15 protein-coding genes and 1 pseudogene are annotated in these 15,796 nt (G+C 59.0%); 9 read left to right on the forward strand and 7 right to left on the reverse strand.

Annotated elements, in window-relative coordinates:
- Positions 1–53: 53 nt before the first annotated feature.
- Together RIN61_RS23745 and RIN61_RS23750 are read right to left on the reverse strand one after the other, a co-directional pair.
- Positions 54–1,100: an asparaginase gene (locus RIN61_RS23745; RefSeq protein WP_202885262.1), complete on the reverse strand. Its 1,047-nt coding sequence runs from the start codon at positions 1,098–1,100 to the stop codon at positions 54–56.
- Between the two features lie 8 nt (positions 1,101–1,108).
- Positions 1,109–2,080 carry a LysR family transcriptional regulator gene (locus RIN61_RS23750; RefSeq protein ID WP_186556070.1) on the reverse strand — a complete coding sequence of 324 codons (972 nt, stop codon included), beginning with the start codon at positions 2,078–2,080 and terminating at the stop codon, positions 1,109–1,111.
- Positions 2,081–2,371: 291 nt separating this feature from the next.
- On the opposite strand from RIN61_RS23750, the gene argH reads away from it, so the two are divergent.
- The 9 genes from argH (at position 2,372) to RIN61_RS23795 (ending at position 11,093) form a co-directional block, all read left to right on the forward strand.
- Positions 2,372–3,799, forward strand: coding sequence for an argininosuccinate lyase (argH, locus tag RIN61_RS23755; protein WP_313854524.1), 1,428 nt, complete (start codon positions 2,372–2,374; stop codon positions 3,797–3,799).
- Between the two features lie 91 nt (positions 3,800–3,890).
- Positions 3,891–4,769: an amino acid ABC transporter permease gene (locus RIN61_RS23760; RefSeq protein WP_274094579.1), complete on the forward strand. Its 879-nt coding sequence runs from the start codon at positions 3,891–3,893 to the stop codon at positions 4,767–4,769.
- Positions 4,770–4,795: 26 nt separating this feature from the next.
- Complete coding sequence (locus RIN61_RS23765; protein ID WP_186556067.1) at positions 4,796–5,560, forward strand: amino acid ABC transporter ATP-binding protein; 765 nt, start codon at positions 4,796–4,798, stop codon at positions 5,558–5,560.
- A 31-nt stretch (positions 5,561–5,591) separates the two neighbouring features.
- Complete coding sequence (locus tag RIN61_RS23770; protein WP_186556066.1) at positions 5,592–6,410, forward strand: ABC transporter substrate-binding protein; 819 nt, start codon at positions 5,592–5,594, stop codon at positions 6,408–6,410.
- 14 nt (positions 6,411–6,424) lie between these two features.
- The gene (locus RIN61_RS23775) at positions 6,425–7,273 is read left to right on the forward strand and encodes a polysaccharide deacetylase family protein (RefSeq protein ID WP_186556065.1); all 849 of its coding nucleotides are present in this window, start codon (positions 6,425–6,427) and stop codon (positions 7,271–7,273) included.
- Complete coding sequence (locus tag RIN61_RS23780; protein WP_186556064.1) at positions 7,266–8,165, forward strand: polysaccharide deacetylase family protein; 900 nt, start codon at positions 7,266–7,268, stop codon at positions 8,163–8,165. Before RIN61_RS23775 ends, RIN61_RS23780 begins: the two co-directional genes overlap by 8 nt.
- Positions 8,162–9,523 (forward strand): MmgE/PrpD family protein, encoded by a 1,362-nt coding sequence (locus RIN61_RS23785; protein ID WP_186556063.1) that lies wholly within the window; start codon positions 8,162–8,164, stop codon positions 9,521–9,523. The genes RIN61_RS23780 and RIN61_RS23785 overlap by 4 nt, the downstream gene beginning before the upstream one ends.
- Positions 9,524–9,574: 51 nt before the next feature.
- Positions 9,575–10,777, forward strand: coding sequence for an MFS transporter (locus tag RIN61_RS23790; RefSeq protein WP_186556137.1), 1,203 nt, complete (start codon positions 9,575–9,577; stop codon positions 10,775–10,777).
- A 25-nt stretch (positions 10,778–10,802) separates the two neighbouring features.
- The gene (locus tag RIN61_RS23795) at positions 10,803–11,093 is read left to right on the forward strand and encodes a hypothetical protein (RefSeq protein WP_186556062.1); all 291 of its coding nucleotides are present in this window, start codon (positions 10,803–10,805) and stop codon (positions 11,091–11,093) included.
- A 147-nt stretch (positions 11,094–11,240) separates the two neighbouring features.
- On the opposite strand, the gene RIN61_RS23800 is transcribed toward RIN61_RS23795, so the two are convergent.
- From RIN61_RS23800 to RIN61_RS23825, 5 genes and pseudogenes are all read right to left on the reverse strand, one after another.
- Positions 11,241–11,969, reverse strand: a complete 729-nt coding sequence (locus RIN61_RS23800) for a TIGR03747 family integrating conjugative element membrane protein (protein ID WP_313854530.1) — start codon at positions 11,967–11,969, stop codon at positions 11,241–11,243.
- Positions 11,970–12,004: 35 nt separating this feature from the next.
- Positions 12,005–14,131 carry a type IV conjugative transfer system coupling protein TraD gene (gene traD / locus RIN61_RS23805; RefSeq protein ID WP_313854532.1) on the reverse strand — a complete coding sequence of 709 codons (2,127 nt, stop codon included), beginning with the start codon at positions 14,129–14,131 and terminating at the stop codon, positions 12,005–12,007.
- Between the two features lie 9 nt (positions 14,132–14,140).
- A pseudogene (locus RIN61_RS23815) lies at positions 14,141–14,558 on the reverse strand (integrating conjugative element protein).
- Entirely contained in the window at positions 14,555–15,109 is a 555-nt protein-coding gene (locus RIN61_RS23820; protein ID WP_313854534.1) for a lysozyme family protein, read from the reverse strand. Before RIN61_RS23820 ends, RIN61_RS23815 begins: the two are co-directional and overlap by 4 nt.
- Positions 15,091–15,765 (reverse strand): TIGR03759 family integrating conjugative element protein, encoded by a 675-nt coding sequence (locus tag RIN61_RS23825; protein WP_390899152.1) that lies wholly within the window; start codon positions 15,763–15,765, stop codon positions 15,091–15,093. Before RIN61_RS23825 ends, RIN61_RS23820 begins: the two co-directional genes overlap by 19 nt.
- Positions 15,766–15,796: the final 31 nt, after the last annotated feature.

Consider the following 15,796-nt stretch of genomic DNA (forward strand, 5'->3'; position numbering starts at 1 on the left):
GGATTCGGAAGTTGTGTTCGCCGGCCCCTTACTTTCGGATTGCCACATCTCAATTAGTAGCGATCAAAATAGCCTTGGACGATCCGAAAATCACGGGTTTTGCCCAAGGCAAGCATCAAAAGTATTCGCGCTTTCTGCGGGTTAAGGGAGTTCGCGGTAACGAGCCCAAGAGTCTCATCATCAGCCGAGCCTGTTACGATCCCGTCTCCAGCCCGGCTGGAACGTACAAATAGCACACCATTACGAACAGCCTCTTCAGCCCCCGCGCGAGCCGATGGTGAGAGGCTGCCATTGCCCGTCGCTGCCAAAACAATTCCCTGTGCCCCCGCAGCGATTGCAGCATGGTACAGATGCGCGCCGGCACCTTGGTGGTCATAAATGATATCGACTTGAGGCAAACTTTCGATCGCATCGAGGAAAAATTCGCTTTCCCCTGTATGCGCATGCGTAGGACCACTGTAGAAATGCACGACATTTCCTACGATTTCTCCAAGATAGCCCTGCCCGACAGAACGAAACGCGTCGACGCCGGTAGTGCTCGCCTTGGTCATACTACGTGCCGAGCCGATTCGGTCATTGAGCATTATAAGGACACCTTTGCCAGAAGCACACGGTGTAGTGACCAGACGAAATGCGTTATACAGATTAAGTGGGCCATCTGCGCTCAATGCGGTTGCGGGCCGCATTGCGCCGACCATGACCACGGGTTTCGTGCTCTTAAGCGTCAAGTTCAGGAAGTAAGCGGTTTCTTCCAGCGTGTCAGTACCGTGGGTAATCACCACTCCGTCGACGTCTGGCAGTTTCAGCAGTTCGTCGACTCGTTTGGCAATGTGCAACAGTATCAGGTTATCGATCTGGTGGCTTTCAACATTGACCACCTGTTCGCAGCGGATCTTGGCCAAATCATTGACGTTTGGAACAGCAGCCAGTACCTCATCGATTGAGGCGGTCACCTTGTAACCCTGTAGTTCCGTAGCACTTCCCGCTGACGAAGCGATGGTGCCGCCTGTTCCGATCAGAACAATATTCGGCCTGTCGCATAGTGTCGAGGACGTCGACGTAATTGAAACGTTGCTCTGGGGGTTGGAGTTGGTAGTCATCGAAAGCATTACCCTGTTATCGCGAGTTTTAGGTCAATGTTCATAAAGTCCGCAAATGCTTTGACCAGCGGACTGCGTGGCGCGTTATGGCGCAAGATTAGGCTGAAGGGCGTCAACAATTTAACGACATCTGGGCGAATAGCCCGCAAACGCCCGTCTTTGACGAGTTGACTGGCATAATGGCATGGAAGAAAACCGATGAACCTGCCGGTCAGGATCAGCATCGCGACGGCTTCGACCTGCGTGGCAGACGTTGAACTTTCATCGTAGTCAAAGAACTCTCTTTTTGCTGCATGTATGGCATAGCGATGATTGACGAAGCTGTACTTTTTCAACTGTTCCAACTCAATTTCTTCATCCACCTTCTCAAACAATTCATGCCCTACAGCGCAATACAGTGTCGACTTTTCTTCGTACATTTCAAAATAATCAAATTCCTCCCTTCGCTGGTAAACTGGAACGATACCCGAAACAAATCTCCCCTCGACAACGCCCCGCTCCACTTCATCCAACTGCGAAACACTCAATCGCACCCTCACCTTGGGTGCCTCATCGGCCATCGTTCTGATCGCCGCAATCAGCGGAGAGCCTGAATCAAATATCGTGTTATCAATGACACCGATACTCAGGTCCCCAATCAATTCATTTTTCGTGGAACTTATCCTGTCTCGGAAGTTTTCCACCGAATTGAATAAGTCGATGGACGCCTGATAAACCACCTTGCCCTCGTCCGTCAGGCTGAAGCCCTCTCGACCGCGGCTGCACAGGCGCATTCCGATGCGAATTTCAAGGTCCGAAATCTGTTTACTGATCGCCGCGAGGCCCACATTCAGCTCGTTCTGGGCTGCACTAAAGCCCCCGGCTTCTACAACAGCTTTGAAGACTTTCAGCAGTTTGAAATCTTGTCCGCTCAGCGCCATCGGCGCTCTGATTCCTGTCTTTCCGGGCAGGTTTCCGGGCGTGGAAAGTGAGGTTTCCATGATGATTATTTACCTCGTAGTCGGCATACAACAGGCTAGATCACCACAACAAGAAATCAGCCGGCCTAATCATCATGAACACATGCAGCGGCGCATTGCAACAAACTTCACATCAGCCGTTTATTTCACAAGCGACTGATTTAAATAGGTTTTATCCTGCCCTATCGGCCAAAAAACTCTCGCCAAACACGTCTTGCTTCCACAGTAATTCCCAGGTATTTGCGCGCGCTGAATAGTACTTATCCGTATTAATCTCGCCCGTTCTATTTCAAAAAGTGAGGAACAATAATAATGACTCAACCTACTGATCGCCTTTGGGGTGCTCGTTTCAAGAGTGGTCCTTCGGAGGCGTTGGCAGCCCTCTCGCGTTGCCCTGAGCGCTACTTCCAGCTCGCCCCATACGACCTGGCAGGCTCTCGAGCACACACCCGCGAACTGCAACGTGCAGGGTTGCTGGACGAGACTGAAACCCAGCGCATGCTCGAAGCGCTCAATACCATCGAAGAAGAATTTCGCGGCGGCCGGCTCAGCCCTTCGCTGGATGACGAAGACGTGCACACCTTCCTCGAGCGCGTGCTAACTGAGCGCCTGGGGCCGCTTGGCGGCAAGATCCGCGCCGGTCGCTCTCGCAATGACCAAGCCTCCAATGATCTGCGGCTGTTCCTGCGTGACCACGCCCGCAAGTTGGCATCGCAGGTGCTGGACCTGCAAGACGCCTTGGTTGAGCAAGCTGAACAGCACGTCGAAACCATCTGCCCTGGCTTTACCCACCTCCAGCAGGCCCAGCCGATTACCTTTGCTCATCAGTTGCTGGCGCACGCTCAAGCCATGCTGCGTGACATCCAGCGCCTGGTCGACTGGGATGCGCGCACTGCGCTGTCGCCCCTGGGAGCAGCGGCCATGGCAGGTTCGGCGATCGCCCGTCAGCCTCAGCATTCCGCCGTTGAGATGGGGTTCACCGCGCCCTGTGAAAACTCCATCGATGCCGTGGCCAGCCGCGACCATGTCGCTGAATTCCTGTTCGTGACCGCTATGCTGGGCATCAACATTTCCCGAGTATCGGAAGAGTTTTGCCTGTGGTCCTCTCGCCAGTTCCGCTGGGTCGACCTGGATGACGCGTATGCCACCGGTAGCTCGATCATGCCGCAGAAGAAGAACCCGGATATCGCCGAGCTGTCCCGCGGCAAGGCTGGCCGTCTGATCGGCAACCTGACTGGGTTGCTCTCTACGCTGAAATCTCTGCCGCTTTCCTACAACCGGGACCTTGCCGAAGACAAGAACGAAGTCCTGGACACTGTCGAAACCCTGAGCCTGGTCCTGCCCGCCATGGCGGGTATGGTCCGCACCATGCGCGTACGCACAGACGAACTGCGCCGCCAGGCGCCGCTGGGCTTCACCTTGGCCACCGAGGTCGCCGACTGGCTGGCGGTACGCGGCGTGCCCTTCAAAGAAGCTCACGAGATCACCGGTGCTCTGGTACGAGCCTGTGAAGAGCAAGACATCGAGTTGTGGGAAGCCAGCCCGAGCATGTTGGCGGACATCGATGGGCGACTGACCCCCGATGTGAAGCAGAGCCTGACTCTGGAGGCTGCCATCGCCGCTCGCAGTGGCTGGGGCGGCACAGCGCCAGAGCGTGTCCGGGAGCAAATCACCCGGCTGAAATCGGCCTTGGAAGGTCAGCGCGAGTGGACGGCCAACTACACCGGCCCACGCATCTGAGTTTTGCCCAAACGGAGCGCGACCCCAGGGTAGTGCTTTCCAGATCGACCGATTAGCCGCAGCCCTCCAGTGCTGCCTTCGGAGCAACACCATGAGTCAATTACAAGCACAACGTCTTGCCGCCGAGCGCAAGCAACAGGAAAACCAATTCGACATCGCCCATTACGAACACGTGCCACGCCGATACTACGGGCGCATGTTCTTCGCCACATTGCTCGTGGTCCTGTTAATCGGCCTTGGGAATGCCTTCGCCAAAGGTCAGATCGAATGGTCCTATGTCGGCCAGTTCCTGACGTCCAAAGCGATTCTGTTCGGCCTGATGAACACCATTCTGATGTCCCTGCTCGCCATGACGCTGGGGATCATCTTCGGGGTCATCACGGCGATCATGAGAATGTCGCAAAACCCCATTCTGCAGTACGTCGCCCTGGGTTACACCTGGCTGTTCCGCGGCACACCGCTGATTCTGCAGCTTTTACTCTGGTTCAACCTTGCGTTGATCTTCCCGGTCATCAGCATTCCCGGCGTCTTCCAGATCGACACTGTGAGTGTGATGACGCCATTTGTTGCGGCCCTGCTCGGCCTGAGCATCAACCAAGGCGCCTACACCGCCGAAGTGGTGCGCGCCGGCCTGCTCTCCGTCGACACCGGCCAGTATGAGGCTGCGAAGTCCATCGGCATGCCGCGCCTTCAGGCACTCAAACGGATCATTTTGCCGCAGGCCATGCGGATCATCATCCCGCCAGTGGGTAACGAGTTCATCGGCATGGTGAAGATGACCAGTCTGGCCAGTGTCATTCAGTACTCCGAACTGCTGCACAACGCCCAGAACATCTATTTCGCCAACGCGCGCGTAATGGAACTGCTGATCGTCGCGGGTATTTGGTACCTCGCCGTCGTCACTGTCCTGTCGTTTGGTCAGAGCCGCCTGGAACGTCACTTTGCCAAAGGCGCAGGTAAGCGCTCCTAACCGGCCACGCACAGAGAGATATCCCTATGAGAAGCATCGTCAAGGCCGTCGGCCTGAACAAACACTACGGCGATTTCCACGCCCTCAAAGACATCAACCTGGAAATCGAACAAGGTGAAGTGCTCTGTGTCATCGGCCCTTCTGGCTCGGGCAAGAGCAGCTTCTTGCGCTGCATCAACCAGTTGGAAAAAGTCGATAGTGGCGCACTTTGGGTCGATGACGAACTGGTGGGCTACCGCATGGTAGGCCGCAAGCTCTACGAGCTGAACGAGACCCAGATCGCCCGCCAACGCCTGGTTACCGGGATGGTCTTCCAGCGCTTCAACCTGTTTCCGCACCTGACCGTGCTGGAGAACATCATTGAAGGTCCGTGCCAGGTTTTGAAGCGCTCGCCCAAGGAGGCCACAGAGGGTGCCATTGAGTTGCTGGCGCGTGTCGGGCTGGCTGATAAACGCGATCACTACCCGATCCAGCTTTCCGGCGGTCAGCAGCAGCGGGTTGCCATCGCTCGGGCGCTGGCCATGCGGCCAAAGCTGATGTTGTTCGACGAGCCCACCTCCGCACTCGACCCGGAATTGGTCGGTGAGGTGCTCTCGGTCATGCGTGATCTCGCTAAAACGGGGATGACCATGGTTGTTGTAACCCACGAACTGGGTTTCGCCCGCGAGGTTTCCAATCGCGTGGTGTTCATGGATGCCGGCCAAGTCGTGGAGGTCGGAAGCCCAGAAGAGGTGCTGTTAACCCCACAAAATCCACGCACTCAAAACTTCATTTCTGCCGTTCGCGCCTAGGCGCCAATAATAATTCAAGAGAACGTCGTACATGAAAAAGCTGATCCTCTCCTCCGTACTGATGGGCATTGCCGTTTGTGCACAGGCAACCGCAGAACTCCCCGCAGCCATCAAAGCCAAAGGCGAAATCGTTGCAGCGATCAAGCCCAACTATCCGCCGATGGACTTCAGAGACCCGGCCACCAACGAGCTGACCGGTTTCGACTATGACCTGGGCACCGCACTGGCTGAGCGCCTTGGCGTGAAGATAAAGTGGCAGGAAACCTCGTTCGAACAGATGATCAGCGCGCTGACTACAAAACGTGTTGACATCATCCTGTCCGGCATGACCGACACCAAGGAGCGGCAAAAGGCGATCACGTTCGTTGACTACTTCGTCAGTGGACCACAGTTTTACACCCTGCAGAGCCGCACCGACCTCAACGAGACAACCGACTTGTGCGGGAAGAAAGTGGGGACGAGCCGAGCCACAACATGGCCAGACGAGATCGCTGAGTGGAGCAAAGCGAACTGCGAAGCAGCAGGAAAGCCCGCGGTTGTTGTGATGGGATCAGAAGGGAGCGCTGATGCTCGTACTCAACTTCGTCAACGTCGCATAGACGCCGCCATGCAGGGCAGTGAGACCTTGCCCTACATCATGTCCCTGGACAAAAACTCCCTTAAGACCCTGGGCCCTGCCATTTCCACCCAGTTCACCGGGCTCGGCGTGAGCAATGCCAACCCTGAACTGACGAAAGCCGTGGCCGAGGCTTTGCAAAGCATGATCGCCGACGGCAGCTACCACGCCATCCTGAAGAAGTGGGACCTTGAGAAAGGCGCTGTCGAGCGCGTGACTATCAACGGCCAGTAACCAAGAGCCCACCCATGTCCTCTCCGACAACACTTCAGTGGCCCGGCGAAAGCAGGGCCTGCATGGCCCTGGCCTTCGACGTCGACGGTCCGACCGGCGATGCAATGCTCGACGGATCGATCTGGCGCAAGCCCGAATATTTCGGCTTTGGCAGTTACGGGCCCTATCGCGCCCTGCCACGTATCCTCGATCTGCTTGATGCCGTGCGCATACCGGCAACGTTCTTCGTGCCCGCATGGGTGGTGGAGAATTGGCCCAGACAGTGCCAAGCGATTGTCGAAAGGGGACATGAGGTGGCCTACCACGGCTACAGGCACGAATCCTTTTTTGCGCTGGAGCCGCAAGTACAACGCCAAGTGCTGGACAAGTGCCGGGAAGTTTTCTGGAACGTGCTGGGCGTGCGTGCAGAAGGGTTTCGTACCCCTTCCGGCGATTGGCACGCCCAAACCCCAGCAGTGCTCCTGGAGGCCGGCGTGACCTACTCCAGTAGTATGCGCGGCGATGATCGCCCCTATTTGATCAACGTTGCCGGCCACGCTCGCCCGCTGGTGGAAATCCCAGGCCACTGGGAGCTCGACGATTACGCCTCCCTGGCTTACACCAAGCGCCCAGACTTTCCCTGCGGTCTGGACCGGACGGCGAGCTATGAGCTGACCCTCGACAACTGGTGCCGCGAGTTCGACGGTGCCATGGATGAAGGTCTGTGCTTGACCACGCTGTTGCATCCGAAGATCACCGGAAAACCTGGCCGGCTTTTACTGTTGGAGCAGCTTTTCGAACATATGCGCCAACGTCAGGATGTCTGGTTCTCCACCTGCCGCGACGTTGCCCAATGGACGCTCAAGGAGCACGGAAATGACTGAGCTGCCAGTCTGGCCGGCACCCTACCGCTGCGCCGTAGTCGTGACCGTCGACTACAACGATACCCACGGCATTCTCACCCAAGCACCTGCTGTCGCAGGTCGGGACAAAACACTGTCAGTCTGGCGCTACGGCACCACACGTGGTGTGCCACGCCTGCTGCAGACCCTCGCCGATCTGCAGGTTCGTAGCTCTTGGTGCATTCCCGGCATCGTCGCCGAGCAGAACCCTGAGCGGATCGATGCGATTCTCGAAGGCGGGCATGAAATCGCCTGTTGCGGATACCGACATCAGGACTATGACTCGCTCAGCCTCTGCGAGCAGGCGTTCGAACTGGAGCGAGGCTGCAGCGTCTTGGCCAGCCTCTGCGGGCAAAAGCCGCGAGGTTTCCGTGTGCCTGCGGGCAATTGGGCTCCCGGTTTCCCCGAAGCCATGCGCCGCCAAGGAATACGTTGGTCGTCGTCCCTGCGTGGTGATGATCTGCCGTATGCGCACCTGCAGTCGGCGCCCGGCGGCGCGCCGTTAATTGAGTTACCCCTGCATTACGAACTGGAGGACGAGCCCTACTTCGCGTTCAACCTGAGCCCGGCAGTGCCGCCCGCTCAATCGCGCATCGCCTCCTACAGCCACACCCTGAAGAACCTGCAGATGGACTTCGCCGGGTTTCATCGCTATGGCCTCTGCTACGTGCTGCGCCTGCACCCGGAGATCATCGCAACACCGGGCCGCATCGGGCTCCTGCGCGAGTTGCTGGAAGGGATTCAGCAGCTTCCGGACGTCTGGTTCGCCACTGCCGAAGAAGTGGCGCAGTGGTGGGCGCAATCCGGCCCCGCGCTGCCCCTTGACCACCCTGCCGCTGTTTACGCACGCCATTATACGGAGCATCAACTGTGACTGAGCGCCTACAGAAACTGGCCCGTTTTGTAGTCGAGACCCTGTTCGACGATCTACCACCGCCCCTGGTAGAAAAAGCCAAACGCCATATCCTGGACACCTTCGGGGCGACTCTGGCGGGCGCCACCAGTGACATATTCAAGGCCTCCTGCCAGCTTTTCATTCAGCACGAAGCCTCAGGCAGTACCGTGCTCTGGGGCACCCACCACCGCGCCAGCCCACGCAATGCAGCTTTGTTGAATGGTATAGCGGCCCATGCTTTGGAACTGGACGATGCCGGTGGCTGTGATCATTCCGGCGCTGTTGTGTTGCCCGCCGTAATGGCTGCCTTGCAGGCCAGCAACAGGGCTGTCTCCGGCAAAGAGTTACTGGTGGCCGTGGTTATCGGCTATGAAGTCGGCCGACGTGTACTCGAGGCCTGCGGGAGCTACTCCGCACACAATGGTGCCGGTTGGCACTCCACGTCCACCTGCGGCGTTTTTGGTGCCGCAGCGGCTTGCGCGCGGATCTTCGGGTTGGATCAGGCGCAGACGCTCTGCGCACTGGGCATCGCTGGCAGTTTCAGCGGCGGACTGTGGGCGTTCATCCACGATGGCTCGCAAACCAAAAAGCTGCATACCGGCAGAGCAGCAGAAGGCGGTTTGCTGGCGGTCATGCTTGCCGAACAAGGCATCACTGGGCCGGCCTATTTGTTCGACGACGTGTGGGGAGGCTTCCTTAAAACCCTGGCTGGCGACGATGCCGAACCGCAAGCCTTGGACGAAACCCTGGGCAAGGTCTGGAAACTGGGGCGTTGCTCCATCAAACCCCATGCTTCCTGCCGTGGCACCCATGCTGCAATCGATGCTGTGGGTTTGCTCATGGAGCAACTGGAGATCACACCTCACGAGATCACTGAGGTGCGCGTGGAGATGTGCGCGTTCCTCAAAGACATGTGTGGCCATACCCGTATAGAAACGCTGGCCAGCGCACAAATGAGCCTACCGTATGCGCTCGCGGCGAGGCTCACCTATGGCCACGCAGGGCTGGACGCTTACGAAGACAAGTGTCGCGAGCATTCGATGATTAGCCACTGGTTCGAGCGCATCCACCTGAGCGTGAACTCCGCACTGTCCGAAGACGGGGAACCTATCGTCACCCTTCGTACTCATGACGGTCGCGAGGCCAGCCTGTGTGTCGAGCTGGCGCTGGGCGCACCAGGCAACCCCATCAGCGATGTGGCGCTGTTGGACAAATTTTATAGCTTGGCTGTGCGCGTGCTCCCTTTGCCGAAGGCCACGCACTTAGCCAATCTTCTTTTGAGCCTCGAAGACCTGCACACCACCGAGCAGCTTCCTGAATTGCTTTCGGTCGGATAACACCGCGTTGTCTTGCCCCCACCCATGACCGCAAGGACGTGCATGATCTCTGTGACTACTTACCCGCTCGCCATTCGCCGCCTGATGGTGTGCTCGCTGACCATCGTTATCAGCCGCGCCGTCACAAGCCCTCTGCTGGCACTTTTCATCAGCACCCAGCTTGGGCTGAATCAGAATGACGTTGGTCTGCTGGTGGGCATTGCTGCGTTCATTGGTACGTTTCTGGGGCTGTATGGCGGCTACGTAGTGGATCGTTTGGAGAAACGTCGGCTTCTCATCCTGTCGATGCTTTCCGGCGCCATCGGATTCCTGCTGTTGACGTTCGCCAATGACCTGCATGTCGCGGCGCTGGCCTTGATCATCACCGAGTCAGCCTCAGCATTGTTCGTCATTGGCTCCAAGGCCATTCTCAGTGACAACCTGCCTGTGGAGCAGCGAGCGAAGGCCTTTTCCCTGCGTTACACCCTGACCAATATCGGTTATGCCACTGGCCCGATGCTTGGCGTAATCCTGGCTGGCGTTCAGCCGATGGCCCCCTTCTGGACAGCCAGTGCCATCGCCTTTCTCAGCATCTTCCTGATGAAGGGTGTTCCCACCAGCAAGCGTTCAGACGCAGCTGCCACCCTTCAGCCTCCCAGCTTCCTCGCCACGTTAGCCACCCTCAGAGGCGATCGCATCCTGATCCTGTTCACGCTGGGAAGCCTTCTCAATGCGGTGGTTCATGGCCGATTCACCATCTACCTGTCGCAGTATCTGCTGGTTGAATATTCGTCCGACGATGCCATGAGTATTCTCTCTGCGGTGCTGGCTTGTAACGCGATCACGGTGATCGTCTTGCAGTATCAGTTCGGTCGCCTGCTCAAGCGAGAGCACCTGGCATTCTGGATGGGCATCGGCTCGGTGCTTTTCATCAGTGGCCTACTGGGTTTCATGTACGCCGAGAACAGCGTCAGTTGGTGCATTGCAATGTTTGTATTCACGCTGGGTGAAATGATCGTGCTGCCGGGCGAATACCTGTTCATCGACACCATCGCCCCAGAGCATCTTCGTGGCAGCTATTACGGCGCCCAAAACCTCGCGGCCTTGGGTGGCGCTCTCAGCCCGATTCTGTGCGGGTTCTTCCTTACCTACTCTGCACCCACCAGCATGTTCCTTGTGCTAATGGCATTCTCAGCATTAGGCGGTTTGCTCTGCTTCGAGACCGTAAGACGAGGCACGCGCAGACTCAGCGCAGAGGTTGGAGTTGTGCGATGAGTCAGACCACTTTGAAGGCAATTAAATGAACAACAGCCAAGAATTCCAATTTATCAATGGGGCTCCCAAGCGGCTGCTCCTTATCATCGAGCCAACCTCCAGCGAGTTCTGGATTGAAAGCCGTGCCACCGTGAAAATCCTCCTTGAAGGTGCCAATGTGCCGGCCACCTTCGATGTGGAGTACCTGGCCGGCGGTATGGTGTTCTACGCTTCTGAGGGGAGTCGGGTGCGGGTTTTCAAGAATGGTTGCCAGCTTCCCCAAGGCAAGTGCTCTAGACGCATGGCATCGAGACTGACCCGCCAAGGACAACGATAGAGGCTGACGTAATCAGCTTGTTCATAGCAGGACTGCACTTTAGACCAGCCTACGGAGCGATGCTTAACCCGGCTTAACTAGTGAGAAGAGGAAAACGAAAAGGGGTATTCTTTACAGATCCAAAATGCTGCATTGACGACTATACACTCAAATATATTTTTTAAATGTGCTCGTTGTTATGGCAACTGTGCATCCCAACAAAATTGCGGAGGGAAGCAGTATCCAAACAGGATCGAAAGACGATGGAAAAGAGAGATAGATCATCGATGGGCTGATTATGAGGGGCAATAGGGCTCGCTTCGCTCGGTGGTAGACATAGCTGCTCTCGCGATCGGCGCTGAACTTGCGAAGGTCGCGGCGCATCAAGCCATCGACAGCGCCTGTGATTATGGCGAGCAGGAATAGTGGTGTGGCTAGGGTGAGGATGGTTAGACGCACGACCAAGGTGAAAATGGTGAACAGGGCGGCCAATAGGTAGTCCTGCAGCACGACATAGGCTTGAGCAAACTGACCCTGCACCGACACTTCCTGACTCAGGAGCCTCAGTTGAGTGTCAGAATGCGCCCAGCCAGAGCGGACCACGACCCATTCGTTCAGGTGCTGAAGGACTTTGGCGGTGGCTCGCGCGGGTTCCTTCACGAGCAGCGAATTTTTGAAGTGATCGCTGAGCCATCCCAGCTCAGTGAGCCACATGGCATGACTGTGATGCCAACCCTGTTCGGGCCAGAACCACAGCATGCCCACGAACTCCAGCACGACGGAGAAGATCAGAGAAGCGAATAGCAGGCCCAGCAAGCTTAGGCACAGCTCGAACGTACCGAAGAGCAACCCCGGGCGCCTTGGTGTCGTTGGTAGGCTAGCGGGAGGAGTAGGCATAGATTCTCCACAGAATTCGGTTGCCGGAGGGGCTCTTATGGTGTGTGGTTACGACCCGGTGGGGGCTTCTCAGGATCAAAGTCCACCGTTGGGGCTCCGCCAGCGCTCGTCCACCAACTGCCTGCACTGTCGTTGTAGGACTCACGCATGCGCGCAGCCAGGGTCTGCAGATCCGCAGGCATCGCATCGTCGCTGGCTGGCTTCGGTAGTGGCATGCGCACCTTCCACAGTTGCCCGCCTTCCTGAAACGAGAACATCTGGCCCTTGGGCAAGGCGATAATGTGCGCAGGTTCGATCAGCGGTACGGCAGTGGTCGTGACCCGATCCTGCGAGGACGAGGTGAAGTCAGTACGGGCATCAGGATCGGCGGTGTCCGTCGCCCCGGAGACCAAGGTGCGTGTCTGCACGTTGACCTTGGGCAACTGGTTGGTCAGCAGTTCAGCCGTCGCGCTTTCCCGCACGCGCAGCATCTGCAGAGTGTTGAAGTTGCCGATGACCTGGCCGGCCTTGGCCCGGCTGCCGATGCGCGCCTCGATATCTCTCAAGGTCTGGGTGTAGGCGGTGACCTGGATACCGGCACCGCCGCCCTTGTTGATCAGTGGGATGAACTCGTCGCCCATTAACTCGTTGAACTCGTCGGCGTGCAGGTTGATCGGTACCTTGTCCGCTGCGCTGGAGGAGCCTGGCAGGCCGTGATCGATACCGTGCTTGTAGATGTGGCCGGCGACGGAGACCAGGTCGGCGAACATCGAGTTGCCAACGGCCGCCGCCACTTCGGCATCCGATAGCGCGTCCAGGCCGACATAGACAACGCCTCGTTTACGGATGACTTGCAGCCAGTCGAAGATCGGCCGCGGGTCGTCCAGGTCGGAATAGTTTGGCGCCAGCAGTTGTGCGGTCTTGCCGCTGGTGAGTTTTTCCAACAGCGGCAGCAGGGACGCCACGATCTTGTCGAAGTAGGTGCGGTCGTAACGCACGGCCGAACGCAGGCCGTCCATCACTGGATCGAAAATGCGCTTGGCGGTCAGGTACTGCTCGATGGCCACCACGCGCTTTTCCCGGCCAACCATGTGCCGCGGAATGTTCTTCTCGTTCAAGCGGCCTTCTATCTGCACGACGGCTTCCCAGGCCAGCGGATCATGGCGGGCGAAGAAGTGCTGGGCGTATTCAATGAACAGCGCATCGATGTTCACCACATGGCGCTGGATCTGCAGGTAGTCCGGGCGCCGGCCGAGTTCGATCAGCGCCCGGGCGATGATATTGACGAAGCGCCAGGCGAATTCGCGAAATGCCGCCGAATTGCCCTCGCCACTCAACTGGCCGGCGATCCGGGTGGCCACTTCCGAAATGCGCCCGAAGCGGCCGATGGCGTTGTAGCGTGCAGAGATTTCCGGCCAGCCCAGGTGGAACACATAGAACTCGTGCTCACGGCCGGCGCGACGGGCCTCGACGTACATGCGCTTGAGCAGGTCGGCATCGCCCTTGGGGTCGAAGACGATGACCACTTCGCGGCTCGGTCGATGGATGTCCTGGGTGATATACACCTCGGCCAGGCGCGTCTTGCCCACCCGTGTGGTGCCCAGCACCAGGGTATGTCCGACCCGTTCGCGGAGCGGCAGACTGGCTTCCTGCTCCTTCGGTTCGACGCCGTGCAGCAACGGCGAGCCGCCCACCGGCGGTAATGGACGCACCGGATTGAACGGGCTGTCCCACGCGGTCAGGAGAGGCAGCAGCGACAGCACCGGTGGGGCCTTCTCCAGCAGCTGTTCCATCCGTCGCGCCCATAGGTGGGCAGCCGACTGGTTGATATAGCGGGCCAGCGCCGGGTCCTGAGCCTCGAGCAGGCGCTGCGTGTGCAGGCGGGTCCAGCGAAAGCCACGGCCCATGAACAGGCGCTTGCCGCTCACCGGAATCTGCCGGCTGGTCAGCGAGTAGCGCGGCAGGCGGCGGATATTGCGCCGGTAGCGCAGGACGATCCGCGCTTCGTTGAGCCGCTTCAGGCCGAACGCGGTATAGGCCAGGGCCATGCCAGCCCCTACCTCAGGCGACAGGGCCACGGCCCAGGGTGAATGCAGACACAGGGCACTGGCACCGGCGCAGATACCTACGGTGTACAGCTCCACCGCTGGGCGCAGTAGGGATTCCATCGCATGTTCGCCCATGGAGTGCCCTCACTGTTCCAGACCGGTGGGCGTGATCAGCACCGGGTAGTGCTCCAGCTCCAATCGTTCGGCGATGTCGTCACCACTCACCGGGCAGATTTTGAGCCCAGGTGCTGCCGTCTGGATACGGCGCAGCGCGCGCGTCGTCGACCTCGACTGCCAAACCGTTGGCACCTAGCTGTTGTAGCGTCTGGGCGTGCCGCGACAGCCACTCCAGGGAACTGGTGTCCTGGCCTACCAGGAACAGCGGCGTCGAGCCGGGCAGGCTCAACGCCCTGGGTAGCACGGCGCCTGGCGAGAGGCGAGCGCTGTGCACTGGCAGCACCCAGTTCAGCGTGGTGGGAGCGGGTGGACTGCCGGACTCAGCGCTCGCTGTCAGCACCAACCAGGTGCAGAGGGCCAGGGCCACCCAGCGTAAACTGCTCATGGCTGTGTCAGTCCGGGTGCCGTCGCGATGGGCTGGACGCGCTGCCAGTGACGGGTGAACTGACGGCGATAGTGCGCCGCAGGAGGACCACCGGCAGGCCGGTGATAGCGGCCCGCGGCGATAACCCAGTCACCGGTGTCGGCATAGTGCGCGCGCAACAGCTCGGCGGTGACTGCGAGGTTGGCGCGGGGATCGAGGGCATCGCAAGCGTTGGCATAGCGGTCCGGGTGATAACCCAGGTTGGTCTGTCCCAGCCCGACATCAATGCGCTTGGGATTGTGGCGACTGAGCGCTTCCCTCAGTGCGGCACAGGCCTGGTCGCGTCGGGCAAACCGCAGTGGGGAACCCGCCACATTCAGGGTCCACGGCCAGGGCATAAGCTGTCCGCGCAGCGGTGTACCACTTTCCTGCAGGGCGATGGCGAACAGCACCGAGGCGGGGATACCGGCACGCGCGGCCGCCAATTGATAGGCCGGCGGCGGAAGTGTGCCTGCATGAACGCTGCCCGCCCCGACCATCGCCAGGGCGAGAATCAGTCGATGCGCTGCCATTTTCCGTCCACCTGCTGATAGCGGGCTGGCAGGGGCCGGCTGGTACCCAGGGCAAACCAGCGGCCGCGGTCATGGTTCAAGGTGATCTGTCCGCCGGAGACCTGGGCGGCGGTGATGCCTGCGGCCTTGGCCCACTGGCGCAGGCGCTCATCGTTGCCCTGGCTTCCGACCAGGTACACATCCAGGCGCGCACCACCCTGTAGCCACTGCTGGAGGCTGGTCACGCAGGCGGCGCAGTGGTCTTCCACGAAAAACGCCGTACGACTGCTGCTCGATGGGCCGGCATCGTCGCTCATCCCCTGCACGGGCGGCAGACCCGGGAATAGCCGCGCCCAGGCTGCGGTGTAGGCTTTCTGGTAAGCCAGTTCGCGCTCGGCACGCCTGGCTTCCAGGCGGACCTGCAGCTCGGCATAGCGCTGCCGCTCCTGATCCGAGTCGGCCTCGACACCTAGTGTGGTGAGCGGGTCAAGCCGTGGCGACCAGTAATGGCGAGGGCCGGTCTGCAGGCGCTCAAACGTAGCCCATTCGTCATCTGTCAGGCCCCACGCCTTGGCCTGGTTTGCTGCAGATGCCTGCCGTGATAGTGGCGACTGCTCGCTAAACTGCACCTGAGCGTCGACATGCTTGGCGACACTCGAGCCCTGGTCGGCGAACACGTAAGTCGGCAACAGGATGAGCGCAACCGCG

Origin of the sequence: Pseudomonas inefficax (assembly GCF_032164165.1) — a bacterium.
GTDB lineage: Bacteria > Pseudomonadota > Gammaproteobacteria > Pseudomonadales > Pseudomonadaceae > Aquipseudomonas > Aquipseudomonas inefficax.